Below are 23174 nucleotides of genomic sequence, written 5' to 3' on the forward strand. Positions count from 1 at the left end.
CGCGACCCTTGCCTCACGCCCGCTGCTGGCGCTGGCGCGAAACGAAGATGATACCCTTCTGCAGCAGGATAAAAGCAAAGAGCAGAAGGCCGATCAGGATCTTCGTCCACCAGCTCGACAGCGATCCGTCAAAGGTGATGTAGGTCTGGATCAACCCTTGAATGAGGATGCCCACCAGCGTGCCGGCAACAAAGCCCGAACCACCGGTCAAAAGCGTGCCCCCGATGACGACCGCGGTGATGGCGTCGAGCTCGACGCCGACGGCGGCAAGGGAATAGCCGGCCGAGGTGTAGAGCGAAAAGACGATGCCGGACAATCCCGCAAGCAGGCCCGAGAGCGCATAGATGCGGATCGTCGTCGCCGCAACCGGCACGCCCATCAGTCGCGCCGTCGCCGTGCCGCCGCCGAGCGCATAGACATTGGTGCCGAAGCGTGTGCGGTGCGCGATCAGGATACCGATCGCGAAGACGAGCAACATCAGGCCGCCAATCAGGGTGATGCGCCCGCCGCCCGGCAGCTTGAAGTAGAGCGCCTTCAAGGTCGCGTAGAAGGGATGCTTGATCGGAATGCTGTCGATCGACAACACGAAGGCCATGCCCCGCGCCAAGAACATGCCCGCCAGCGTGACGATGAACGGCGGCATTTCCAGATAGTGGATGATCGCCCCCATCGCGGCGCCGAAGAGCGTCGCGATCGCCAGAACCATCGCGAAGGCAATGAGCGGGTGGATGCTCGTGTGTTCCAGCACTACGGCGAGAAACACGCCGGTAAAGGCGATCACCGAGCCGATCGAAAGATCGATGCCGCCGGAGATGATGACGAAGGTCATGCCGACAGCGGCAATGCCGAGGAAGGCGTTGTCCGTCAGAAGGTTGCCGATGACACGCGTCGACAGCATGTTCGGATATTGCGCCACGCAAAGCGCGTAGCCGAGCAGGAAGATCACGAGCGTTGCCGTGAGCGGAAGATATTTCGGCTTCATTTTGCGGCTCGCTCGCTCGGGTTTCTCGCACCGCGCGCCGGCACGAGGAAGGCAAAGGCCGTGCGGAAGCGCGGCGACTGAAGCACCAGGATGAAGACGATGATCGCGGCCTTGATGATCAGGTTGAACTCTGGCGGGAAGCCGGAGAGAAGAATGCCGGTGTTGATCGCCTGGATGATGATCGCGCCGAGCACCGATGCGGCGATGCTGAAGCGGCCGCCGAGCAGCGACGTGCCGCCGACAACGACCGCAAGGATGGCATCGAGCTCCAGCCACAGACCGGCATTGTTGGCATCCGCACCGCGGATGTCAGCGGCGGCGATAATGCCGGCGATGGCAGCGCAGAGACCGGAAAGCACATAGGCGGCGATCAACAGCACAGGCGTCAGCACCCCGGACAGCGTGCTCGCCTGGCGATTGACACCGATCGCCTCGATCAGCATGCCGAGCGCCGTCCGCCTTACGAGCAGCGCAGTCAATATGCCGAATATCAACCAGATCACCACCGGCATCGGCAGGCCGGCAAAGGAACCGCTGCCGATGAAGACGAGGCCGGGGTCGTTGAAGGTCAGGATCGCCCCCTCGGTGATGAGCTGGGCGACGCCGCGGCCGGCGACCATCAACACCAGCGTCGCGATGATCGGCTGGATGTCGAGCACCGCGACCAGCACCCCATTCCAGAGACCGCAAAGGATACCGACGCCAAGCGTGATCAGCAGCGTCGCGGCGAGCGAGTGTCCCGACGTGATCGCCGCGGCGGCCGTTGCGCCGCAGATCGCCATGACCGCGCCAACCGAGAGGTCGATGCCCTTGGTGGCGATGACGACCGTCATGCCGATTGCCAAAAGCACCACCGGCGCGCCGCGATTGAGGATATCGATGAGGCTGCCATAGAGGCGGCCATTCTGGATCTGCAGGTTGAGGAAGCCGGGAAACACCAGTGATACCGCCGCGACGATTATGCCGAGCGCAATCAGCTGCGGCAGCAACCGGTTGAAATAGAGCCTGAGGAACGACGTCACGACGTCCTCCTTTCATTGGTTGCGGCGATCGCTTCGACGATCTCACTGGCTGTGATGCGGCTGCCGTCGAGTTCGGCGACATGGGCGCGATCGCGAAGCACGATGACCCGGGTGCTGTAAGCGACCAGTTCCTCGATCTCCGAGGAGACGACGATCAGGGACAGGCCCTTCTCGCGCAGCGCCTCGATCAGCTTGACGATTTCCGCATGGGCGCCGACATCGATGCCGCGCGTCGGCTCGTCGAGGATCAGGAATTCGGGCTCGGTCGCGAGCCAGCGCGCGAGGATCGCTTTCTGCTGGTTGCCGCCGGACAGAAGCTTGATCGGCTTCTCCCGATCGGCCGTGCGGATATCGAGCGCGCGGATATAGTGGTCCGCCAGCCGGTTCTGCTCCGCCCGCGAGATCGGCCGCGTCCAGCCTCGGCGGGCCTGCAGCGCCAGCACGATGTTTTCGCGCACCGAGAGATCGCCGATAATGCCCGAAGTCTTGCGATCCTCCGGGCAGAAGCCGAAGCGATGGCGAATGGCAGCGCGCGGCGACGCAAGGTCGACCGCACGACCATCGATCTCGGCCCCGCCGCTGTCGGCGCGATGGGCGCCGAAGAGAAGCTCGGCGGTCTCCGTCCGTCCGGAGCCGAGCAGGCCGGCCATGCCGACCACTTCGCCGGCCCGGACATCGAGGTCGAAGGGTCGGACGCGCCCCTTGCGGCCGTAGTTTCGGAAGCGGTAGCGCAACGGCCCTTGCCGGACCTCAGCGCGCGGCGCGTGGATTTCCGCCGCCAGCTCGCGGCCGATCATCATCGCAATCAGCTCGCGGCGATCGAGATTGGCGGTTTCACGCGTTCCGACGAGCTGCCCGTTCCTAAGCACGGTAATCCGGTCGGAAATCTCATAGACCTGTTCGAGGAAGTGGGTGACGAATACGATGCCGAGCCCGCGTGCCTTGAGGCGCCGGATAATGCGGAACAGCATCGCCACCTCATGCGCATCGAGGCTCGCCGTCGGCTCGTCGAGGATCAGCACCTTGCCGGAGAGATCGACGGCGCGGGCAATGGCGACCACCTGCTGGATCGCCACCGAATAGCTGGCGAGATCGCGGGTGACGTCGATGTCGAGTTCATAATCGGCAAGCAGATCCCGAGCCCGCCGATTCATGGCACGGGCGTCGACCATGCCGAAGCGGCGCGGCTGGCGCCCGAGGAAGAGGTTCTCGGCAACCGTCAGGTTCGGCAGCAGGTTGACCTCCTGATAGACCGTGCCGATGCCGAGCGCCTGGGCTTCGAAGGTGTCGCGCGGATCAACCTCGGCATCGTCGAGCAGGATGGCGCCGCCGTCGCGACGATAGGCGCCGGTCAGGCATTTGATCAGGGTCGACTTGCCGGCACCGTTTTCGCCAAGCAGCGCATGAACCTCTCCGCGCCTGAGGTGAAAATCGACCTTGTCGAGGGCTCTGGTCCCCGGAAAAGTCTTTTCGATCCGGATCGCCTGGAGAATGTGGTCATTGGTCTGCATCGATACCGTCTCCGCGATGCTGGTATCTACTGACGAGAAGCACAGCGCCTAGCTGCGGCAAGCTGTGCTCTTCAGACGGAAACTCGGGAAAGAGCGTGGCCCGCGCGAGAAGCAGCGCGGGCCACGGCCGACGTCAGTAGCCGAGGCCCTTCTTTTCCTCGTAGACCTTCAGCGGCTCGTCGGCTTGCGTATAGAGCTTCGATTCCGTCTGGATCCACTTCGGCGGCGCGGTGCCGTCCTTCTGGAAGGCGGCAAGCGCATCGAATGCGGGACCGGCCATGTTCGGCGTCAGCTCGACCGTGGCATTGGCTTCGCCGGCTGCCATCGCCTGGAAGATGTCCGGAACGGCATCGATCGACACGACAAGGATGTCCTTGCCCGGCTTCAGGCCGGCTTCCTTGATCGCCTGGATGGCGCCGACGGCCATGTCGTCGTTGTGGGCATAGAGCGCGCAGATGTTCTTGCCGCCGTCCTCAGCCTTGAGGAAGCTTTCCATGACTTCCTTGCCCTTGGTGCGGGTAAAGTCGCCGGTCTGGCTGCGGATGATCTTCAGGTTGTCGTGGCCGGATAGCGCCTGTTCAAATCCCTTCTTGCGGTCGATCGCCGGCGAGGAGCCGGTCGTGCCCTGAAGCTCGACGACGTTGCAGGGCTTGCCCGCGGTCGTGTCGACCAGCCATTTGCCGGCAACATTGCCCTCATGCACGAGGTCGGACGTGACGGCCGTCAGGTAAAGCTCATTCGACGAATCGACCGTGCGGTCGAGCAGGATGACCGGAATTTCCGCGTCCTTGGCTTCCTGCAGCACTTCGTCCCAGCCGGTTGCAACCACTGGCGCCACGAGGATGGCATTCACCCCTTGCGCGATGAAGGAGCGGATCGCCTTGATCTGGTTTTCCTGCTTCTGCTGTGCGTCAGCAAATTTGAGGTCGATGCCGCGCTGTTCGGCCTGCTGCTTGGTCAGTGTCGTCTCGGCGGCGCGCCAGCCGGACTCCGAGCCGATCTGCGAAAAGCCGACGACCAGATCGGCCGCGGATGCGCTGCCAAACGTGCAGGCAGCAAGGATCGTTGCACTCGCAAGTGCCTTGGCGATTTTCATAATTTCCTCCCAAAGAAAGCTGCCTCCACGCAGCCATCGAGAAAAAATCATATAATATTACTTTTGTAAACGGGCACATCTCGCCTGTCGTGCGCAACGCGCCTATTTTTTTGGAGAGGTTGGCGCGGCGGGCTGAAGCGCCAGCCCCCAACTGGGAGTTTCAGAAAGCCGATGGCAGGCAAAACAGCCTGGCTGCTGCGCTCTAGGCTTTCGCCAGCAAGGTTCCGGCGGCGCTCGCGAGCATGACGAGGGCCACGCCGAAGATCTGGTTGAGGGAAAGCGCCTGACCCAGCACGATGAAGCCGGCACCCGCGCCGATCGCCGGCTCGAGGCTCATCAGGATGCCGAAGGCCGATGGCTGCATGCGCCGCAGCGCCATGAATTCGAGCGCATAAGGCAGCAGCGGCACCAGGATGGCAAGCCCGGCCGTCATCAAGAGCATGTCGAAGGAGAAGCCGGACTGCACCTGAGACAGGCCGAACGGCGTCGCAAAGAGCGCGGCAAACAGCAGCGAAACGGCGAGCCCTTCCAGTCCCTTGAAACGTTGGCCAGCCTGCTTCATCAGGATGATGTAGCCGCCCCAGCCGATCGCCGCACCGAAGGCGAACAGAAGCCCGCGCGTATCTGCGACCCAGGAGGAACCGTCCCAGGAGAGGCAGAGCACACCGGCCGCAGCGATAACGGGACAAAGCAGGCGCCAGCCACGGCCGCCGAAAACGGCAGCGACCGTCAGAGGACCGAGAAACTCGATCGCCACGGCAAGGCCGAGGGGAATGCGGGCGATCGCCGCGAAGAAGCAGAGCGTCATCACCGCCATCGTCGCGCCGAGCGAAAGCGCGGAAATCCATTGCGCTCGGGTGTAGCGGAGAAAAGGCGGGCGGACGAGGATGAGCAGGAAGGCGGCCGCCCAGGATAGCCGCAGCCAGGTTGCGCCAAAGGCTCCGACGCTTTCCATGGCGGGCTTCGAAAGGGCTGCGCCAAACTGCACGCTCGACATCGAGAGAAGGCAGAAGACGATGGCAAGCGTGACGCGCCCGTTGGTGTCATCCGTCGCACCCGGTTCGCTCCACGCGCTATTCGCTGTCGTCTCTGTTTCCGCCATGTCCGTTCTCCCCTTGGGCTTGAACAGACATAACAATCCCGGCACAATAAGGAACGCTAATAATTGTGATACCTTCATAAGGGATCGTTATATGAATGATCTGGATATCGCCCTTTTGCGCGCCTTCGTCGTGACCGCCGAATGCGGCAGCGTCAGCGGCGCTGCGCAGCGGCTGGCCAGGACGCAAGCGGCCGTCAGCATGCAGTTGCGCCGGCTGGAGGACGATCTCGGCGCCAAGCTCCTGAACCGCAATGCAAGGGGCATGGACCTGACCGAAGCCGGGCATGTGCTGCTGCCCTATGCCCAGAAGATGCTGGGCCTGAGCGCCGGCGCCCGGCGGGCGCTTGCCGGGCAGGCCGTCCAGGGACCGATCCGCTTCGGCATGATCGAGGATATCGCGGTCGGCTCGCTACCAAAAGCGTTGCAACGGTTTGCCGAATGCCATCCGAATGTCGCGCTCGAACTGACGGTGACCGAAAGCACCGTGTTGTCGGAGAAGCTGTCGCAGGGCCGGCTCGATGTCGCGATCGGCGACCCGGCGCTGATCCGCGGCGAGGCGATCCTTACCTGGCGACTGCCGCTCCGATGGGTCGCGGCGCGCGGTTTCGAGGTGCCGGCGGAAGGGCCTCTGCCACTCATCACCTTCGACGGCGTCTGCACTTGGCGGCAGAAGATGATCGAGGCGCTGAAGGGCGGGGATCGCCCCTGGCGCACGGTGCTGACGAGCGCCAGCCTGTCTTCCATCCAGTCGATGATCGAGGCGGGCCTCGGCATAGCCGTTCTCCTCGATCTCAACATCCGTCCAAACACGATGCGGGTTCTCGGCGGTGAAGAGGGTCTGCCCCCTGCCCCGGTGATCGAGCTGGGGCTTTTCGCCGCCGACGATCAGGGTCTGGCGTCCCGCCCGGTCTCGGCTCTTTGGGCGTTTCTTTCCGACGAACTGCAAGCGCAGGCCTTGGCGATTGGCCGCGCCGCGTGACCACGCGCGGTTGCGCCCCGTTCCATGAACGAAATAAGACGCCCAGCGATTGAAAAAGCCCAGGCAAAATTTTACTAAATAAAAATTGCGCCGCGCCCGAAAGGAGGGCCGCGGCGGTGGGCAGGACGTTGGACATGGTAACAATCAAGGAAATCGCTTCGGCTGTCGGCGTCTCCTCGGCGACTGTTTCTCGGGTGCTGAATTACGATCCGACCCTCTCGATCTCCACCAAGAAGCGACAGGCGATCATCGAAACGGCCGAGGCGCTGAATTACGCCACCCCGCGCAACCGCGGCCGCGGCGCCGGGGCAATGCAGGGCCTGAAATTCGCGCTGGTGCATTTCCTTCAGCCCGCCCAGGAACTGATCGACCCCTATTATGTCGGCGTCCGGCTCGGCATCGAAAACCGCTGTCAGGCGCTGAAGATCGAGGTGGTCAAGGTCTTCCACAACGGCAACCTGCCGGAGGCCGCGATCCTGCAGGGCGCCAGCGGCGTCGTCGCCGTCGGCCACCATTATGGCGAAGAGGTCCATTGGCTGCGCCGGCACAGCCGCCATCTGGTCTTTGCGGACTTTGCCCCCGACGATGACGTCGACGACAGCGTGATGAGCGACGTCTCGATCGCGATGAACCGCCTGCTCGACGGCGTTTACGGCATGGGCTACCGCCGCATCGGCTTTCTCGGCTGGATCGACGCTTTCAGAGACAAGGACGACATCCATTCGGAGCGTCGCTGCCGCGCCTTCATACAATGGATGACGAAGGCCGGCCTCTACGATCCCGAACTCTGCATGGTCGAAAAGCTGACGCCCGATAGCGGCTATACGCTCGCCAAGGCGATGCTGTCGAAGCCCAATCCGCCCAAGATCCTCGTCACCTGCAACGACAATATGGCGATCGGCGCTTACCGCGCGATTCACGAAATGGGCCTGCGGATCCCGGATGATGTTGCCGTGGCGAGTTTCAACGACATTCCCGTCGCCCAGTTTCTCGGGCCGCCGCTTTCGACGGTGAAGATCCCCGCCGAAGTGATCGGCGAGACCGCCGTTGACCTCCTGGTCGAGCGGCTGACCGGGCGAGACGTGGCGAAGAAGGTGATCCTCGGAACCGAGATGGTCTGGCGCGGCAGCACGATGGCGAGAGCCGCCGCTCCCGGTGCGTAAAACGGTCGGTAAAAAACGCGTGGTAAAAATTTACTGAAATATTGCCTTCTCCAGAATTTTGCGAAATACTCCGCGCCGAGACTAGGAGGAACGTCTCGGGGAACGAATTTCGAGGGAGGAGAAACTATGGACACGCGTACCTATCTGCCGCGCTTTGCCGCCATCGCGCTTGCAGGCGCCAGCTTCTTGGCCGTCACGGCCGCCGAGGCCAAGGAAATCACCATCTGGTGCTGGGATCCGAACTTCAACGTCGCGATCATGAAGGAGGCCGGCGCGCGCTACACCAAGACGCACCCGGACGTGACCTTCAATATCGTCGATTTCGCCAAGGCCGACGTCGAGCAGAAACTGCAGACCGGCCTCTCGTCCGGCACCGCAGACGCCCTGCCGGATATCGTTCTCATCGAGGACTACGGCGCGCAGAAATATCTGCAGTCCTTCCCCGGCGCCTTCGCGCCGCTCTCCGGCACCGTCGATTACTCAGGCTTCGCTCCCTACAAGGTCGAGCTGATGACGCTGGATGGCCAGGTCTACGGCATGCCGTTCGATTCCGGCGTCACCGGCCTCTACTACCGCAAGGACTATCTGGAGCAGGCCGGTTTCAAGCCGGAGGACATGCAAGGCATCACTTGGGATCGCTTCATCGAGATCGGAAAGCAGGTCGAAGCCAAGACCGGCAAGAAGATGATGGGTCTCGACCCGACCGACGCCGGGCTCGTGCGCATCATCATGCAATCGGCCGGGCAATGGTATTTCGACAAGGAAGGCAAGACGAACATCACCGGCAACGCAGCGCTGAAGGCGTCGCTTGAGACGGTCGGCAAGATCATGGCCGCCAACATCTACAAGCCCGCCGCCGGCTGGGCCGACTGGGTCGGCACCTTCACGTCCGGCGATGTCGCCACCGTCATCACCGGCGTCTGGATCACCGGCACCGTCAAGGCGCAGCCGGACCAGTCGGGCAAATGGGGCGTGGCGCCGATCCCGGCGCTTTCGATCGACGGCGCGACGCACGCCTCGAACCTCGGCGGCTCGAGCTGGTACGTGCTTGAAAGCTCAGCCGAGAAGGCCGAAGCGATCGACTTCCTGAACGAGGTCTACGCCAAGGACGTCGACTTCTACCAGACGATCCTTACGGACCGCGGCGCCGTCGGCTCACTGCTCGCTGCCCGCGGCGGGGCCGCCTATGGCGAGGCCGATGCCTTCTTCGGTGGCGAAAAGGTCTGGCAGAACTTCTCCGACTGGCTCGCGAAGGTCCCCTCGGTCAACTACGGCGTCTTCACCAACGAGGCGGACACGGCCGTTACCGCACAGCTTCCGGCACTGCAGCAGGGAACGCCCGTCGACGACATCCTGAAGGCGATCGACGCCGAGGTCAGCGCACAGGTCCAGTAATCGCCGCGGCGATTATCTGCATTGCTCCTGGCCGCGGTAAACACGCCGCGGCCAACGGCTCCTGCTATCCATGGGGATGATGATGGCTCTCGCGCGTCGCGGCGGCATCGGCCGATATTACAACGTCAATGGCTGGCTCTTCGTCGCGCCGGCACTCGGGCTGATCGCCCTTTTCATGATCTATCCGATCGTCTGGTCGCTGTGGATGTCGTTCCAGTCCGGCCGCGGCATGATGCTGAAATTCGCCGGCTTTTCGAACATCGTCCGCCTCTGGAACGATCCGGTCTTCATCAAGGCACTGACGAACACGCTGACCTATTTCGTCGTGCAGGTGCCGATCATGATCCTGCTGGCGCTGATCCTTGCGTCGCTGCTCAACAATCCGAAACTCGTCGGCCGCGGCTTCTTCCGCACCGCCATCTTCCTGCCCTGCGTCACCTCGCTGGTTGCTTATTCGGTGCTGTTCAAAGGCATGTTCGCGCTCGACGGGATCGTCAACTCGACGCTCGAGGCGATCGGCCTCATCGCCTCGCCGATCCCGTGGCTGACCCATCCCTTCTGGGCGAAGGTGCTCGTCATCCTCGCCATCACCTGGCGCTGGACCGGCTACAACATGATCTTCTATCTCGCGGCGATGCAGAACATCGACAAGTCGATCTACGAGGTCGCGCGGATAGACGGCGTGCCTGCCTGGGCGCGTTTCACCCACATCACTATCCCGCTGTTGAAGCCTGTCATTCTGTTCACGACGATCATTTCGACGATCGGCACGATCCAGCTCTTCGACGAGGTCTATAACCTCACCGAAGGCAAGGGCGGACCGTCCAACGCCACGCTGACCCTGTCGCTCTATATCTACAACCTGACCTTCCGCTTCATGCCGAATTTCGGCTACGCGGCGACGGTCTCCTATGTGATCGTGGTGCTCGTCGCCCTGCTCGCCTGCCTGCAATTCTTCGCGGCACGGGAGCGCGACCGATGAACAACGGAACCACACGTATCGTCGGCACCATCGTCACCTACGGCTTCGTCGGGCTGATGGCCTTTCTCTCGATCTTTCCCTTCGTCTGGATGCTGCTCGGCGCGACCAATTCTTCGATCGACATCATCAAGGGCAGGATGATGCCGGGCAGCGCGCTTGCCACCAACATCGCCACCTTCTTCACCCAGGTGAACGCACCGCTAGTCTTCTGGAATTCGGCCAAGATAGCCATTCTCGCGACGGTGCTGACGCTCGCCGTGTCGTCGTTGGCTGGCTACGGCTTCGAGATGTTCCGCTCGCGCCACCGCGATAGGATCTACAGCGCCCTTCTGTTGACGATGATGATCCCGTTTGCCGCGCTGATGATTCCGCTGTTCATCATGATGGGCAAGGCGGGGCTGATCAACACGCACCTCGCTGTCGTGCTGCCGACCATCGGCTCTGCCTTCGTCGTCTTCTATTTCCGCCAGACCACCAAGGCCTTCCCGTCGGAACTGCGGGACGCCGCCAAGGTCGACGGGCTCAAGGAATGGCAGATCTTCCTATTCATCTATGTGCCGGTCATGCGCTCGACCTATGCGGCGGCCTTCATCATCGTCTTCATGACGGCGTGGAACAACTATCTCTGGCCGCTGATCGTGCTGCAGTCGAACGAGCAGAAGACGATCACGCTGGTCATCTCCTCGCTCGCTTCCGCCTACTACCCCGACTACGGCGTCGTCATGGTCGGCACCATTCTCGCGACACTTCCCACCCTCGCCGTCTTCTTCTTCATGCAACGCCAATTCGTCCAGGGAATGCTGGGCTCAGTCAAATAGGAATGATCATGCGTTCTGTTACCTCTTTCAACGATACCTGGACTTTCTCCGAAGGCTTCGATGCGGCAAGCGCTGGCCGGCTGCAGGCAGGCAAATCGGTCAGCCTGCCGCACAATGCGGTGGAATTGCCGTTCAACTATTTCGACGAGGCATCCTATCAGCGCGCCTTCACCTATCAGAAGGTGCTTACCTGGCGTCGGGAGTTCCACGGCCGCGAGGTCTCGGTCGTGTTCGACGCCGCCATGGCCGACGCCGTCGTCTATCTCAACGGCGAGGAGATCATCGCCCACAAGGACGGTTACACGCCCTTTGAAGCAAGACTGACGGATAAGCTGCGGGAAGGCGACAACCTGATCACGGTCAAGATCGACGGCAGCGAAAACCCTGAGATCCCGCCCTTCGGCGGCCGCATCGACTATCTCACCTATGCCGGCATCTATCGCGACGTCTGGTTGAAGGTCACCGATGCCGTTTCGATCGCCAATCTCAAGATCGAAACCCGCGATGCGCTCAGCGATGCCAAGTCCGTCTCGATCCGCTGCGATCTCGGCAATCCGCAAGGCGTCAACTTTGCCGGCACGGTCACGGCACTCCTCAAGGACGCGAACGGCAAGGTGCTGGCGGAAGCAGCCGGTGAAAGCCGCGGCGAGAGCGTCACCCTTGAGATCACGGGCCTGAAGGGCCTCTCGCTCTGGGATATCGACAGCCCCGTTCTCTATGAAGTGGAAGCGCAGCTGCGCAGCGATCGCGGCAGCGACCGGCTGTCGTCACGCTTCGGCTTCCGCACCGCCGAGTTCACCACGGATGGTTTCAAGCTCAACGGACGGCCGCTGAAAATCCGCGGCCTCAACCGCCATCAGGCTTTCCCCTATGTCGGCTACGCCATGGGCCGCACGGCGCAGGAGCGCGATGCCGAGATCCTGAAGAACACGCTGCATTGCAACCTCGTGCGCACCTCGCATTATCCGCAATCCAAGTGGTTCCTCGACCATTGCGACCGCATCGGCCTGCTCGTCTTCGAGGAAATCCCCGGCTGGCAGCATATCGGCGGCGAGGGCTGGAAACAGGAGGCGATCCAAAACGTCCGCCGCATGATCGAGCGCGACTGGAACCACCCGTCGATCATCATCTGGGGCGTGCGCATCAACGAATCCCAGGACTCGCATGATTTCTACGTCGAGACCAACCGGCTCGCACGCGAACTCGACCCCACGCGCCAGACCGGCGGCGTGCGCTACATTACCGACAGCGAATACCTCGAAGACGTCTACACCATGAACGACTTTATCCTCGGCAACGAGGAACTGCCGGGCGCAAACCGCCCGCGCACGGCGCTACGTCCGCAGCAGGAATGCACCGGGCTCACCCGCAAGGTGCCCTATCTCATCACCGAATTCGGCGGCCACATGTTTCCGACGAAGATCTACGACCAGGAACAACGGCAGGCAGAGCATGTGCGCCGGCACCTCGAAGTGCTGAACGCGGCCTATGGCGACCCAAGCATTTCAGGCGCCGTCGGCTGGTGCATGTTCGACTACAACACCCACAAGGACTTCGGCTCCGGCGACCGGATCTGCTATCACGGTGTCATGGACATGTTCCGCCAGCCGAAATTCGCGGCTTATGTCTATGCCAGCCAATGCGAACCGTCGGAGGGCGTGGTGATGAAGCCGGTCACCTTCTGGGCACGCGGCGAGCGCAACATCGGCGGCGTGCTGCCCTTGATCGTGCTCACCAACTGCGACGAGGTCGAGCTGAAATACGGATCGCTCGTCAAGCGCGTCGGCCCCGACCGCGAGAACTTCCCGCATCTGCCGCACCCGCCCGTCGTCATCGACCATCGCCACTTCACCAAGGACGAACTCGGCGTCTGGGGCATGAAGTGGGAAGACGCAGCCTTCACCGGCTTTATCGACGGCGAGCCCGTCGCCAACCTGCGCATGGTCGCCGATCCGGTGCCGACGGCGCTGGAAGTCGTCCCCGACAGCACGGCGCTTCGGGCCGAAGGGCGCGACAGCGTGCGGGTGATCGTGCGGGCGCTCGATCAGGCCGGCAACATCCTGCCCTTCCTCAATGACGCGGTCGACGTGACAGTCACCGGCCCTGCCCGCCTGCTCGGCCCCGATCGCCTGATCTTCCAGGGCGGTTCGACCGGCTTCTGGCTGGAAACGACGGGTGCTGCCGGCGGCATCGCCGTCGCGGTGACCTCGACGCGGCTTGGAACCGTAAGGCTGGAGCTTTCGGCGGTGTCGGACGAGGCGGCGGCTGCATGAGCGAACTCCAACTTAAGCACGTCAGAAAGTCCTATGGCAACTTCGAGGTCATCAAGGGTGTAGACCTCGACATCAAGACCGGTGAGTTCGTCGTCTTCGTCGGGCCATCCGGCTGCGGCAAGTCGACCCTGCTTCGGATGATCGCCGGACTGGAGGAGATCACGTCAGGTGATCTCACGATCGGCGGCGAGCGCATGAACGATGTCGATCCGTCGAAACGCGGCATCGCCATGGTGTTCCAGTCCTATGCGCTCTACCCGCATATGACGGTTCGGGAGAACATGGGTTTCGCGCTGCGATTTGCCGGCGTGCCGAAGGCCGAGATCGCACAACGCGTCGGCGAAGCCGCGAACATCCTGGAACTCGGGCCGCTGCTCGACCGCAAGCCAAAACAGCTTTCGGGCGGCCAGCGCCAGCGCGTGGCGATCGGCCGGGCGATCGTGCGGCACCCGAAGATCTTTCTCTTCGACGAGCCGCTCTCGAACCTCGATGCGGAACTGCGCGTGCACATGCGCATCGAGATCGCCAGGCTGCACAAGAAGCTTGCAACGACAATCATCTACGTCACCCACGATCAGGTCGAGGCGATGACGCTTGCCGACAAGATCGTCGTCATGCGCGGCGGTGTGGTCGAGCAGGTAGGCTCGCCGCTCGACCTCTACGACGATCCGGCCAATCTCTTCGTCGCCGGTTTCATCGGTTCGCCGAAGATGAACTTTTTGAAGGGGATCGTCGAAACAAACGCGGGCGGGGAGAAACATGTCCGCCTGGCGGATTTCGGCAATGCGACGCTGCCGATTGCGGTCAAGGACGTAACGCCCGGCAGCACCGTGACCATCGGCATTCGCCCCGAGCATTTCGGCGACAGCGGCTCGGCGAGCCTCGATTTGACGATCGACATGCTGGAGCATCTGGGCGGCGAGACCTTTGCCTATGCCCGGCACGGCGACGGCGAACTGATCATCATCGAAACAAAAAACGGCCGCGGCCTGAAGTCCGGCGATAGCATCGCCGCCCGTTTCGAACCCACAGCCGCTCTGGTGTTCGACGCAGACGGCAGGCGCCTGCGCTAGAAGCTATCCACCATAGGAGGGCGGCGCCATCTGCGAAGATGGCGCCGTTCGTCGTTGTCACGGGAACATGCCCTTCGGTGTCTCACCCTTCAGAAAGGGCTCGATGAAAGCCTCCAACAGTTCCGTCTGGTTGATGACGGCGGTGTGCGACGTCGCCGGCAGGATCGCGAGCCGCGAAGGCGATAGCGGCTTTCCCATGTCGCCCATGGCGCCGCCACCAAGCAGGCGGAACAGTGCCACCGTGTGCTCCAACGTCGCCACATCGGCATCGCCGGCGATGACGAGAACCGGGGTCTTCAGTGCCTTGACATCCGCCTCCCAGGCCATCGGTTCTTTTTCGAGCTGGATCAGCTTCTTGACCAGATCGGGAAACCCATCCGGATTGGCGGCGAGCTTGCGGTAGTCTTCGGCAAAGGGCATGCCGACGAACATCTCGACAGTCATCTGCGGGATGAATGCTTTGAATTCCGGCTGCCAGCCCTCGGCATCGTAGCCGACGGACGCGGCGGCTAGCTTGTTCACCTTGTCCGGATGGCGGATTGCCAGCTGCAGGCCGGCAGCCGCACCCATTGAGTAGCCGAAGACATCGGCCTTCTCCAGCTTCACCGCATCCATGAAGGCGGCGACGTCGTCGGCGAGGTTCGGATAGGTGATCGGGCGATCGATATCGGTGGTGCGGCCATGGCCCTGGAACTCGATTGCATAGACCTTGTGGGTCTCGGCCAGCTTCGGGATGATCGCGCCCATCGAGGGAATGTTCATGTAGGCGCCGTGCAGCACGACCAGCGGCTCGCCCTCGCCCGAGACCTCGTAATACATCTTCATGCCGTTGACTTCGACGGTCTCAGCCTCGGCAAAGGCAGTGCCGGACATGAGCAGGGCGCCAGCGATCAAAGCGGTACGAAACATTCTCAATCTCCTTGTTGTCAGCGCGGTTGAGCACCGCCTTCGAGATTAAGACGCATGACGTCGTCATCTCCCGACATCGACAGCCAAGAAAATTTCGCGCATTCGTTGCAGTGCCCAGCAAACGCGTCGCGCCTTGGTCCGCCGGCACTTCAGCCTGACGGGTTGAGGCTCACCCGCAGGGGCGCGAACTGCGATACGGCAAAATCCATGAGCTTTCGCACCCGCGGCAATTCACGTAATTCCGGGTGAACACCGAGCTTCAGCGGCAGAACCGGCGCGGCAACGCCGAGGTCAAGGGCCACAAGGCCATTCCGGCCGGCGGCGATAAAGTGCGGCAGCGTGGCAAGTGCCTGTCCGGTCTCAACCGCACTCAATTGCGAGCGGATCGAATTCGTGCGCAGCAGCACTCTCGCCTCCGGCAAAAGATCTTTCAGCCAGGTCGAGAGCGATACCCGCACAGGCACCTCCACCAGCTCGACAATCGTCTGGTTCCTGCCTTCGCCCGCAACATCCGGATGGCCGAAACGATCAAGGTAGGCCTCTGTTGCAAACAGGCCGTAGGCGACATCGGCAACCTTGCGCTCGACGATATCGTTTTGGTCGAAACTGCCGAAACGCAAGGCGATGTCCGCGTCCCGTCGGGACAGGTTGAAGCGCCGGCCATCGTTCAAAAGGTGAATGCTGACGCCGGGATGCATTGCTGCAAACTTGGTCAGGATCGGCGCCAGGAGGTAGTCTCCGATCCAGTCGAGGCTGGTCACGGTGATGGTGCCTTCAAGTGCGTCGTCCTGCACCGCAAGGCGCCGCTCCACCGCAAGCGCGTTCGCCTCCATGTGCTCGAGCGCAGAAAGGATGGAGAGGCACACGGCGGTCGGCACGAGGCCGCCCGGTTGCCGCTCGAACAGCGTTTTGCGCGTCTTCTGCTCAAAAGCCTCGAGGCGACGGCTGAGCGTCGGTTGCGTGGTGCCCATCGCACGGGCCGCTGCACTCAGCGAGCCGTGGCGGACCAAGTGCTGAACAAGATGGAGTTCTTCCCAGTCCACAGGCACCTCAGGGTTCAGCCGGCCGAGGCGGCTCGCCTCGACGGTAATCCATAAGCACTTTCGTGCCCGCCGTCATGCCCCCGTCGATAGGCAGCACCACGCCGGTGATGTAACTCGCCGCATCGGAACAGAGCCAGAGGACACTTGCGGCCACCTCCTCCATCCGGCCAAGCCGGCGCATCGGCGTCGAAAGTGCTGCGTGCCGCTGGATGTCCGCGCCGGCGGCCTCGAGATGGTGGGTGAGGATCGGCCCGGGCGCAACGACATTGATCCGGATGCCCTGGTCGGCATAGTCCAGCGCCGCAGCCTTGCTCAGCCCGATGATCCCGGCCTTCGCACTGACATAGGCGGAAAGCCCGGAGGTGCCGTTGATGCCGGCAACCGACGCCATGTTGACGATCGCACCGCCACCGCCCCTCGCCATCGCCTCGATCTGGTAACGCATGCCGAGAAAGGTGCCGCGAATGTTGGTGCGGATGCCGCGATCGAACCCTTCGATGTCGAGATCGGCAAGCGGGGCCGGCATGGTTCCATCCGTCGCATTGTTGAAGGCGGCGTCGAGCCGGCCATAGTGCTGCATCACACTTGCAAGCGCCTGCTTCATGGCACTCTCGTCGCCGACATCGGCAGCGATCGCCAGTGCGTCGCCGCCCGCCTGGCGGATGGAAACCGCCAACGCCTCGACCGCCGGCTGCGAGCGGGAAAGAAGGACAACGGATGCGCCGGCCTGCGCAAAGGCGCGGGCGGTGGCCGCGCCGATACCCTTGCTGGCGCCTGCGACTAAGGCGACTTTGCCTGCAAATCCCAGATTGTTTGTGTTCATCAACCCGACTCCATCTGACGTTGTCGCACCGTTTTTAGCGCCGGACGACGACGGCTGCCTCGTGCAGGCGCGTATGCCTCCCATACGGGAACAGACGATCGACTTTCGTTGCGAACGGGCTTTGCCTTTGTCCGGGAGCCCGAATTTCGCCCTGAAGCGTCGACCGGGCCGCAGTATCGAGAAGCACAGGAGACGATCATGGATGCGACAAGACAGGGAAGATCGAAGCGCAGAACGCGGCTGAAGGCCGAACTCGACCGGGTGATCGCGGAAGCCCTGGATGAACAGCGCATCGTCGGCACAGTCGTCGAGATCCTTATCGATGGCGAGCCCGGCTACCGACATGCCGCCGGGCTTGCGGAACGCGAGGCCGACCGGCCGATGACCGAGGACAGCATCTTCCTGCTCTCCTCGGTCGCAAAGCCAATCGTCACGGTCGCTGCTCTCAACCTGGCGCAAAGCGGCACCATCGGTCTCGACGATATCGTGTCGGAATGGCTTCCCGCGTTCAGGCCGCAGCTGCCGGACGGCAGCGAGCCTCGGATAACCCTCCGCCAACTCCTGACGCACAGTGCCGGTTTGAGCTACGTGTTCATGGAGCGAGGCGACGGCCCTTATCGCCGGCACGCCATCAGCAGCGGCCTCGACGACACCGACGATGATCTCACCGCCCTCATCGGCAAGCTCACCGCCATTCCGTTATCCTATCCGCCCGGACACGGCTGGGGCTATTCGATGAGCCTCGACGTGCTTGGCGCCGTTATCGAAGAGGCGACGGGATCAAAGCTGCCGGAGGCGATTGCTACGCTCGTCACACGCCCGATGGGGATGAACGACACCGCCTTTTCCGTGACCGATAAACGCAAGCTCGTGGTCCACTATGGCGATGCCTCGCCGCGGCCACGGCGGCTCGTTGGCGACGACGCGGTCCCCTTCTTTGGCAATCCCGTACGCCTCTCGCCCGGCCGGATCTTCAATCCTCGAGCCTTTCCCTCCGGAGGAGCCGGCATGGCAGGCACGGCCGGCGACGTGATCCGCCTTCTCGAAAGCCTCAGGACCGGACACTCGCCGGTGCTCGACGCCGCCAGCACCCGCTCGATGTTCGACATTCAGGCAAGGACGGGCGGATTGGCCGCCGGCGCCGGGTGGGAGTTCGGTTTCGGCGGCGCCGTGCTTGTCGAACCCGAGATGGCGGGAACACCGCAGTCGCGCGGCACGCTGCAATGGGACGGCGCCTACGGGCACAAGTGGTTCATCGACCCGGCCCGCGGCCTGACAGTCGTTGCGCTCACCAACACCGCTTTTGAGGGCATGAACGGACGCTTCCCGGACGATCTTCGCGACGCCATCTATCGGAGCCTCTAGCCATGCGGAACGCCCCATTTCCCGTCGACCTCGGCCGCTACTTCGCCCGCATCGGTCATGTCGGGCCGCTCTCGCCCGATCTCACAACGCTTGGCAGGATCGTCGCCCGCCATGCCGCGTCGATCCCCTTCGAGGCCATCGACGTGCTTCTCGGCCGTCGGATCGACCTTTCGCCGGCGGCGGTCGACGCCAAGCTCATCGACCGCCGGCGTGGCGGCTATTGCTTCGAGCAGAACAGCCTGTTGCAGCGCGTGCTCACGTCGCTCGGCTACCGGGTGGATCCCTTGATTGCCCGCGTCCTGTGGATGCGCGCCCCGGGTGCGCCGCCGCCGGCCTGGTCGCACATGGCGCTCCGCGTCTTCGTGAACGATGTCGGCTATCTGGTCGATGTCGGCTTCGGCAGTTGCGTGCCGACCGCGCCGCTGCGTTTCGACCGGACCACGCCGCAACCGACGCCGCATGAGCCGTTCCGTCTCAGCCGAACGCTCGATGGCTACGTGCTGGAGGCATTACTTGGTCGTGACTGGGTACCGGTCTACGAGGTATCGCCGAGCATTTGTGGAGAGGACGCGTATCGGATCGCAAACATCGCGACATACACGGATCCGCATTCGCTTTTCCGACAGACCCTACTGGTGACGTTGACCACCGAGGAGACACGTAACATCCTGCTTGGAAACCGGCTGACGATCCGTGACAGGAACGGCACCGTGACGCGCCAAGAATTCGATGCACCGGCAATCGAATCTGCCCTTATCAACGTCTTCGGATTACCCCTCGACGGCGACTGGCGCCGGGTCGCTGCGCGCGCCGGCGGCGCATTCGAGGCATCCATTCCAACGACATGACGTGAACCCGGCGCCTCGTCTATCGATGGGTGAGGATGTAGCCTTTGAGGATCTCCGCATGATTGCGGGCCTCATCCTTCACGCTGTAAAGCAAAGTCACCGGGCCCTCAGCAATGCGCTGTCGCAACAGGTCAACTGCCTCCGGATTGCCGTCGAGCTCGGCAAGGTAGCGCTCGCGAAACTCTTCCCACGTACCTTCATCCGCATGGAACCAGCGGCGCAGCTCCGTGGTCGGCGCTATGTCCTTCAGCCAGAGATCGACCGCGGCTTCCGCCTTGGTCAAACCGCGCGGCCAGAGGCGATCGACGAGGACGCGCATCCCGTCGCCATCGGCCTTCGGCTCATAGACACGTTTCGTCTTCAGCTGCATGAACGCCCCTCATTGGTCTTGATTTGAGGACCATAGCTGCCGCCGATTGGCGATCCAAGCGCGAAGGCGCTTGCCGGCAAGCGGTAAAGGGGCGCCTGCCGCCTACACCCCGCGCCTGTTGCCCCAGAGCAGGACGTGCAGCTGCGGCAGGACGCGGGCCTCGAACCAACGATCTTCCGTCACCTTGCCGACAAGCCAGAGCATGCGATCGATGATGCCGTCGATGTCGACTTTGGCGTCGTCGTCGTCAGGGGGTGGAGGCGTATGGTTGCCAGGCTGCAGGTAGAGCGGCAGATGGGGGTACCGGGCCGCCGTATCCCGGGCATAGGCATAGTCGCGCTCGTCGAAAACGACGATCTTCAGCGCCACCTGCGGCCCATCCGCTGCCATTCGAAGACAGTCGTCGAAGGTATGCCACTCCGTTTCCATGCCGCTCGACGGCGGCTTCGGGCTCAGCGTCAGCACGTCGAGATCCGCAAACCAGTCCTTGGCGATGCTGCCCTGCGTTTCCAGCGCGAAGCGATAGCCATCGGCTTTCCCGCGGGCGATCAGGAGCGCCAGCGGCTGGATCGCCGGATTGCCGCCGGAAAGCGAGACCGTCAGCGGCTTGCCACCGGAGAGCGTGACGACCTCGCTCCAGATCTCTTCGACGCCCATCGGCAGCCATTGGTCGCGATATTCGCTGTCGACCGCGTGCAGCGTGTCGCACCAACTGCAGCGATAGTCGCAGCCGCCGGTTCGCACGAACACGGTCGGAAGCCCGATCAGGATGCCCTCGCCCTGGATCGTCGGCCCGAAGATTTCGCTGACACGGATGCGCGTTTCGCCGGGCCCGCTCATGGCCGGTATTCCGCCCAGGTCTTCGGCGTCTCGCTGACACGCACGGCGGAGGTTTCCGGCAGCCTCGCCTTGCACCAGTCGTAAAAGTGCTTCGCCAGACATTCGGCCGTCACCCGGTCGTGGCCGAGAACGTCGTTCAGATGGCGGTGATCGAAACTCTCGTCTATGTAGCGCTTCAGTGGCGAAAGCTCGTGATAGTCGCGCACGAAGCCGTGCTCGTTGAGCTCCGCGCCGGCAAGCTCGACTTCGACGATGTAGTTGTGGCCGTGCAGCCGCGCACATTGATGGTCTGCCGGCAGGCTCTTCAACTGATGCGAGGCGGAGAAATGGAATTCCTTGGTGATCCGGAACATCACTTCACCTCCTCGGCCGCAAAGGCCGACGTCGCCGCCACCCAGAAATCCGGATCTTCGTAGTCGGTCGGATCCGCAACGCCGGCCAGATGGAAGGCCTCGCGCCGCTCGACGCAGGTGCCGCAGCGCCCGCAATGGCGCGCGCCGCCCTTGTAGCAGGACCAGGTCGCTTCGAAGGGCGTCTGGTGGCTCGCGCCGTCGGTGACGATATCCGCCTTCGAAATCGTCACATAGGGCGCGTAGAGCGTGACGTCGGCGTAGCCGTCGAGCGCGTGGTTCTGCATCGCCTGAAACGCGTCGATGAAGCCGGGACGGCAGTCGGGATAGATGAAATGGTCGCCGCCATGCACGGCGACGGCCACCGCATCCGCCTTCTGCGCTGCTGCCAACCCGAAGGCGATGGCGAGCATGATGGCGTTGCGGTTCGGAACCACCGTCGCTTTCATCGTTTCCTCGGCGTAGTGGCCGTCGGGCACGTCGACATCGTCCGTCAATGCCGATCCGGTGAGATGGGCGCCGATCGCGCTGATGTCGATGACCTGATGCGGAACGCCCAGCCGCTTGGCACAGGCGGCGGCAAAGTCCAGCTCCTTGCGGTGTCGCTGGCCGTAATCGAAGGAGAGCAGGCCAATGAGTTCGTGTTCGGCTGCGACCTTGTGGGCAAGCGATACCGAGTCCAATCCGCCGGAGCAGATGACGATTGTCTTCATGATAGGTGTCCTTGTTTTGACCGGGTAGGCTGCGACCGGATTACGGCGCGCCTTCTAGGGCAAAGCAGGACGGATGGGAAGCATTATGTTGAAGTGCGGGAGTACGCAGCCTCTTCCTGCGTGCCATACACGCGACCGGCGCATTCTCAAACTGAGCCAGAAACGCACGCGTCCCACCCTTAAGTGCAAGGGTGGGACGCGCAAGCATCAGGCGCTTTCGGGGATGTTCCGATGACTACTGCTGCAGCCCCGGATAGGCCCATACGCCCGAAACACGCATCAGATCACGGTAAATGACCAACCGCTCGTCCGCCCCGATCTTTGCCGCTTCATCCTGGGTTGGCGCGTCCAGTGCATTCAGCGGCACCACTGCCGATGGCAGGTCGCGCTGCTTCAAGGCATCCTCCATGACCGTGCGCGCGCGGCGCATGTGGCTCGAACTGGTCACCAGGATTACCGTGTCGGCCTGATGCCGCACCAGGAGATTGGCGGCATTGATCACATTGCCGATCGTATCTTTCGACTTGTCCTCAATCATGATGCGATCGCGACTGATACCCTTGTCGACCAGCCACTTGGACATGACGTCACCTTCCGTAACGCCATTTTTCGGCACGCCGCCACTCACCATGACGAGCGCTGTCGGGTTGGCCTCGGCGACCTTCAACGTCACCTCGAGACGATCGAGCAAGGTTTGCTGCGCCTTGCCGTCATCGGCGAGCGCGTAGCCCAGCGCGACGATGACGACTTTGCCTGGCACAGTCGGGACGTCGAAGTTCGGCTTTTCAGCCATGATCTGTTCTGCGCGAACAAACCGCTTGCGATACTCTTCGGCTCTCTCGCGATCGAGACCGGCCAGCGCCTGGTGGGCAAGCGCCGCGCCGGTCTCATCGCCACGGATGCGGGCAATTGCCTCAAGCCAGCTTTGCGCATCAAAAGCGGTCGGGTCCTTGCCAAGGATGCTCTGGAAGGTCGCCTGCGCGTCGTCGAGCTTCTTCTGGATGATCTGGGTCGCAGCAACGGCATATTGGAAATCCAACCGCTCAGGCGCGAGCGTCGACGCTTCCTTGAAGGCTTCCTCCACGACATCATATTTGCCATGCAGCGTAATGCCCTTGAAGACTTCGGCTTCCGCCTTTTTGACGTCGCCGCCCGACCAGTAATACTGCATGCCGGTGTCGACCAGCTGTTTTATACGGGCAGCGTTTGCCTGGTCGAAGGCGCCGGCTGGAACCGCTGAAATGAGACACGCTGTCGCTGTCAACAGTCCAAGGAGGCGGCGCCGTGCGCTACCCGCCTTTACCGAACGCGGGGTGCCCGATGCTGTCACGGTCGACCCCAACGGGGCAAAAATGGAACTCGGCTTCATTTAAATCTCCCAGTTTTCCGGTTGCCCGCCGGCTTGCTCGCCCTCGGGCCGATAGCGTTCCGTATTCACTTCCGATTTGGCCCATCTCCTTGCGGCCAGTATTAGAAATACCAAAACATGACCACCTGTCCAGATCGCGGCGGCGCAA

Annotated in this window: 22 protein-coding genes; 9 read left to right on the forward strand and 13 right to left on the reverse strand. The window is 62.7% G+C overall.

Annotated features, from left to right (window positions below):
- Positions 1-13 precede the first annotated feature (13 nt).
- The 5 genes from yjfF to IB263_RS12980 all read right to left on the reverse strand — a co-directional run bounded on the left by yjfF (position 14) and on the right by IB263_RS12980 (position 5713).
- Complete coding sequence (gene yjfF, locus IB263_RS12960; protein ID WP_034789588.1) at positions 14-982, reverse strand: galactofuranose ABC transporter, permease protein YjfF; 969 nt, start codon at positions 980-982, stop codon at positions 14-16.
- Positions 979-2004 (reverse strand): ABC transporter permease, encoded by a 1026-nt coding sequence (locus IB263_RS12965; RefSeq protein WP_060519347.1) that lies wholly within the window; start codon positions 2002-2004, stop codon positions 979-981. Before IB263_RS12965 ends, yjfF begins: the two co-directional genes overlap by 4 nt.
- Positions 2001-3515, reverse strand: a complete 1515-nt coding sequence (gene ytfR, locus IB263_RS12970; RefSeq protein WP_034789593.1) for a galactofuranose ABC transporter, ATP-binding protein YtfR — start codon at positions 3513-3515, stop codon at positions 2001-2003. Before ytfR ends, IB263_RS12965 begins: the two co-directional genes overlap by 4 nt.
- A gap of 133 nt (positions 3516-3648) precedes the next feature.
- Positions 3649-4611 carry a galactofuranose ABC transporter, galactofuranose-binding protein YtfQ gene (gene ytfQ / locus IB263_RS12975; protein ID WP_034789595.1) on the reverse strand — a complete coding sequence of 321 codons (963 nt, stop codon included), beginning with the start codon at positions 4609-4611 and terminating at the stop codon, positions 3649-3651.
- Between the two features lie 202 nt (positions 4612-4813).
- A complete protein-coding gene (locus IB263_RS12980; protein WP_060585691.1) occupies positions 4814-5713 on the reverse strand; it encodes a DMT family transporter in 900 nt (299 codons plus the stop codon).
- Positions 5714-5804: 91 nt separating this feature from the next.
- Between IB263_RS12980 and IB263_RS12985 the strand changes: the two genes are divergently transcribed.
- From IB263_RS12985 to IB263_RS13015, 7 genes are all read left to right on the forward strand, one after another.
- The gene (locus IB263_RS12985; protein ID WP_060585689.1) at positions 5805-6692 is read left to right on the forward strand and encodes a LysR family transcriptional regulator; all 888 of its coding nucleotides are present in this window, start codon (positions 5805-5807) and stop codon (positions 6690-6692) included.
- Between the two features lie 134 nt (positions 6693-6826).
- Positions 6827-7855, forward strand: a complete 1029-nt coding sequence (locus tag IB263_RS12990) for a LacI family DNA-binding transcriptional regulator (protein ID WP_034789603.1) — start codon at positions 6827-6829, stop codon at positions 7853-7855.
- Positions 7856-7981: 126 nt separating this feature from the next.
- Positions 7982-9250, forward strand: coding sequence for an ABC transporter substrate-binding protein (locus IB263_RS12995; RefSeq protein ID WP_060585687.1), 1269 nt, complete (start codon positions 7982-7984; stop codon positions 9248-9250).
- 82 nt (positions 9251-9332) lie between these two features.
- Positions 9333-10232 carry a carbohydrate ABC transporter permease gene (locus IB263_RS13000; protein WP_060519380.1) on the forward strand — a complete coding sequence of 300 codons (900 nt, stop codon included), beginning with the start codon at positions 9333-9335 and terminating at the stop codon, positions 10230-10232.
- The gene (locus IB263_RS13005; RefSeq protein WP_051659165.1) at positions 10229-11050 is read left to right on the forward strand and encodes a carbohydrate ABC transporter permease; all 822 of its coding nucleotides are present in this window, start codon (positions 10229-10231) and stop codon (positions 11048-11050) included. Before IB263_RS13000 ends, IB263_RS13005 begins: the two co-directional genes overlap by 4 nt.
- 8 nt (positions 11051-11058) lie before the next feature.
- Positions 11059-13323, forward strand: a complete 2265-nt coding sequence (locus tag IB263_RS13010; RefSeq protein WP_090297148.1) for a glycoside hydrolase family 2 TIM barrel-domain containing protein — start codon at positions 11059-11061, stop codon at positions 13321-13323.
- Entirely contained in the window at positions 13320-14396 is a 1077-nt protein-coding gene (locus IB263_RS13015) for an ABC transporter ATP-binding protein (protein ID WP_034789608.1), read from the forward strand. The genes IB263_RS13010 and IB263_RS13015 overlap by 4 nt, the downstream gene beginning before the upstream one ends.
- A 57-nt stretch (positions 14397-14453) precedes the next feature.
- Here the strand turns inward: IB263_RS13015 and IB263_RS13020 are convergent, their stop codons facing one another.
- From IB263_RS13020 to IB263_RS13030, 3 genes are all read right to left on the reverse strand, one after another.
- A complete protein-coding gene (locus tag IB263_RS13020; RefSeq protein ID WP_034789610.1) occupies positions 14454-15305 on the reverse strand; it encodes an alpha/beta fold hydrolase in 852 nt (283 codons plus the stop codon).
- 149 nt (positions 15306-15454) lie between these two features.
- Entirely contained in the window at positions 15455-16354 is a 900-nt protein-coding gene (locus IB263_RS13025; RefSeq protein ID WP_082584559.1) for a LysR family transcriptional regulator, read from the reverse strand.
- A gap of 1 nt (position 16355) precedes the next feature.
- The gene (locus IB263_RS13030) at positions 16356-17171 is read right to left on the reverse strand and encodes an SDR family NAD(P)-dependent oxidoreductase (RefSeq protein ID WP_090297024.1); all 816 of its coding nucleotides are present in this window, start codon (positions 17169-17171) and stop codon (positions 16356-16358) included.
- A 198-nt stretch (positions 17172-17369) separates the two neighbouring features.
- Between IB263_RS13030 and IB263_RS13035 the strand changes: the two genes are divergently transcribed.
- Positions 17370-18536, forward strand: coding sequence for a serine hydrolase (locus IB263_RS13035; RefSeq protein ID WP_090297026.1), 1167 nt, complete (start codon positions 17370-17372; stop codon positions 18534-18536).
- 2 nt (positions 18537-18538) lie between these two features.
- Positions 18539-19384: an arylamine N-acetyltransferase gene (locus IB263_RS13040; protein WP_090297029.1), complete on the forward strand. Its 846-nt coding sequence runs from the start codon at positions 18539-18541 to the stop codon at positions 19382-19384.
- A 19-nt stretch (positions 19385-19403) separates the two neighbouring features.
- Here the strand turns inward: IB263_RS13040 and IB263_RS13045 are convergent, their stop codons facing one another.
- From IB263_RS13045 to IB263_RS13065, 5 genes are all read right to left on the reverse strand, one after another.
- On the reverse strand, positions 19404-19754 hold the full coding sequence (locus tag IB263_RS13045) for a DUF488 domain-containing protein (RefSeq protein WP_060585677.1): 351 nt from the start codon (positions 19752-19754) through the stop codon (positions 19404-19406).
- 102 nt (positions 19755-19856) lie between these two features.
- Entirely contained in the window at positions 19857-20594 is a 738-nt protein-coding gene (queE, locus tag IB263_RS13050; RefSeq protein ID WP_060585676.1) for a 7-carboxy-7-deazaguanine synthase QueE, read from the reverse strand.
- Complete coding sequence (gene queD / locus IB263_RS13055; RefSeq protein WP_060519321.1) at positions 20591-20947, reverse strand: 6-carboxytetrahydropterin synthase QueD; 357 nt, start codon at positions 20945-20947, stop codon at positions 20591-20593. The genes queE and queD overlap by 4 nt, the downstream gene beginning before the upstream one ends.
- Complete coding sequence (gene queC / locus IB263_RS13060; RefSeq protein WP_034789627.1) at positions 20947-21657, reverse strand: 7-cyano-7-deazaguanine synthase QueC; 711 nt, start codon at positions 21655-21657, stop codon at positions 20947-20949. The genes queD and queC overlap by 1 nt, the downstream gene beginning before the upstream one ends.
- A gap of 235 nt (positions 21658-21892) precedes the next feature.
- Positions 21893-23026, reverse strand: a complete 1134-nt coding sequence (locus tag IB263_RS13065; protein WP_083523679.1) for a YdcF family protein — start codon at positions 23024-23026, stop codon at positions 21893-21895.
- Positions 23027-23174 lie beyond the last annotated feature (148 nt).

It is taken from the genome of Ensifer sp. ENS03 (genome assembly GCF_014852035.1).
GTDB lineage: Bacteria > Pseudomonadota > Alphaproteobacteria > Rhizobiales > Rhizobiaceae > Ensifer > Ensifer adhaerens.

Bases quoted from the DNA above. Each gene is read 5' to 3' on its own strand.
- yjfF (WP_034789588.1), bottom strand. From the start codon at position 982: ATGAAGCCGAAATATCTTCCGCTCACGGCAACGCTCGTGATCTTCCTG.
- ytfR (WP_034789593.1), bottom strand. From the start codon at position 3,515: ATGCAGACCAATGACCACATTCTCCAGGCGATCCGGATCGAAAAGACT.
- ytfQ (WP_034789595.1), bottom strand. From the start codon at position 4,611: ATGAAAATCGCCAAGGCACTTGCGAGTGCAACGATCCTTGCTGCCTGC.
- IB263_RS12980 (WP_060585691.1), bottom strand. From the start codon at position 5,713: ATGGCGGAAACAGAGACGACAGCGAATAGCGCGTGGAGCGAACCGGGT.
- IB263_RS12985 (WP_060585689.1), top strand. From the start codon at position 5,805: ATGAATGATCTGGATATCGCCCTTTTGCGCGCCTTCGTCGTGACCGCC.
- IB263_RS12990 (WP_034789603.1), top strand. From the start codon at position 6,827: ATGGTAACAATCAAGGAAATCGCTTCGGCTGTCGGCGTCTCCTCGGCG.
- IB263_RS12995 (WP_060585687.1), top strand. From the start codon at position 7,982: ATGGACACGCGTACCTATCTGCCGCGCTTTGCCGCCATCGCGCTTGCA.
- IB263_RS13000 (WP_060519380.1), top strand. From the start codon at position 9,333: ATGGCTCTCGCGCGTCGCGGCGGCATCGGCCGATATTACAACGTCAAT.
- IB263_RS13005 (WP_051659165.1), top strand. From the start codon at position 10,229: ATGAACAACGGAACCACACGTATCGTCGGCACCATCGTCACCTACGGC.
- IB263_RS13010 (WP_090297148.1), top strand. From the start codon at position 11,059: ATGCGTTCTGTTACCTCTTTCAACGATACCTGGACTTTCTCCGAAGGC.
- IB263_RS13015 (WP_034789608.1), top strand. From the start codon at position 13,320: ATGAGCGAACTCCAACTTAAGCACGTCAGAAAGTCCTATGGCAACTTC.
- IB263_RS13020 (WP_034789610.1), bottom strand. From the start codon at position 15,305: ATGTTTCGTACCGCTTTGATCGCTGGCGCCCTGCTCATGTCCGGCACT.
- IB263_RS13030 (WP_090297024.1), bottom strand. From the start codon at position 17,171: ATGAACACAAACAATCTGGGATTTGCAGGCAAAGTCGCCTTAGTCGCA.
- IB263_RS13035 (WP_090297026.1), top strand. From the start codon at position 17,370: ATGGATGCGACAAGACAGGGAAGATCGAAGCGCAGAACGCGGCTGAAG.
- IB263_RS13040 (WP_090297029.1), top strand. From the start codon at position 18,539: ATGCGGAACGCCCCATTTCCCGTCGACCTCGGCCGCTACTTCGCCCGC.
- IB263_RS13045 (WP_060585677.1), bottom strand. From the start codon at position 19,754: ATGCAGCTGAAGACGAAACGTGTCTATGAGCCGAAGGCCGATGGCGAC.
- queE (WP_060585676.1), bottom strand. From the start codon at position 20,594: ATGAGCGGGCCCGGCGAAACGCGCATCCGTGTCAGCGAAATCTTCGGG.
- queD (WP_060519321.1), bottom strand. From the start codon at position 20,947: ATGTTCCGGATCACCAAGGAATTCCATTTCTCCGCCTCGCATCAGTTG.
- queC (WP_034789627.1), bottom strand. From the start codon at position 21,657: ATGAAGACAATCGTCATCTGCTCCGGCGGATTGGACTCGGTATCGCTT.
- IB263_RS13065 (WP_083523679.1), bottom strand. From the start codon at position 23,026: ATGAAGCCGAGTTCCATTTTTGCCCCGTTGGGGTCGACCGTGACAGCA.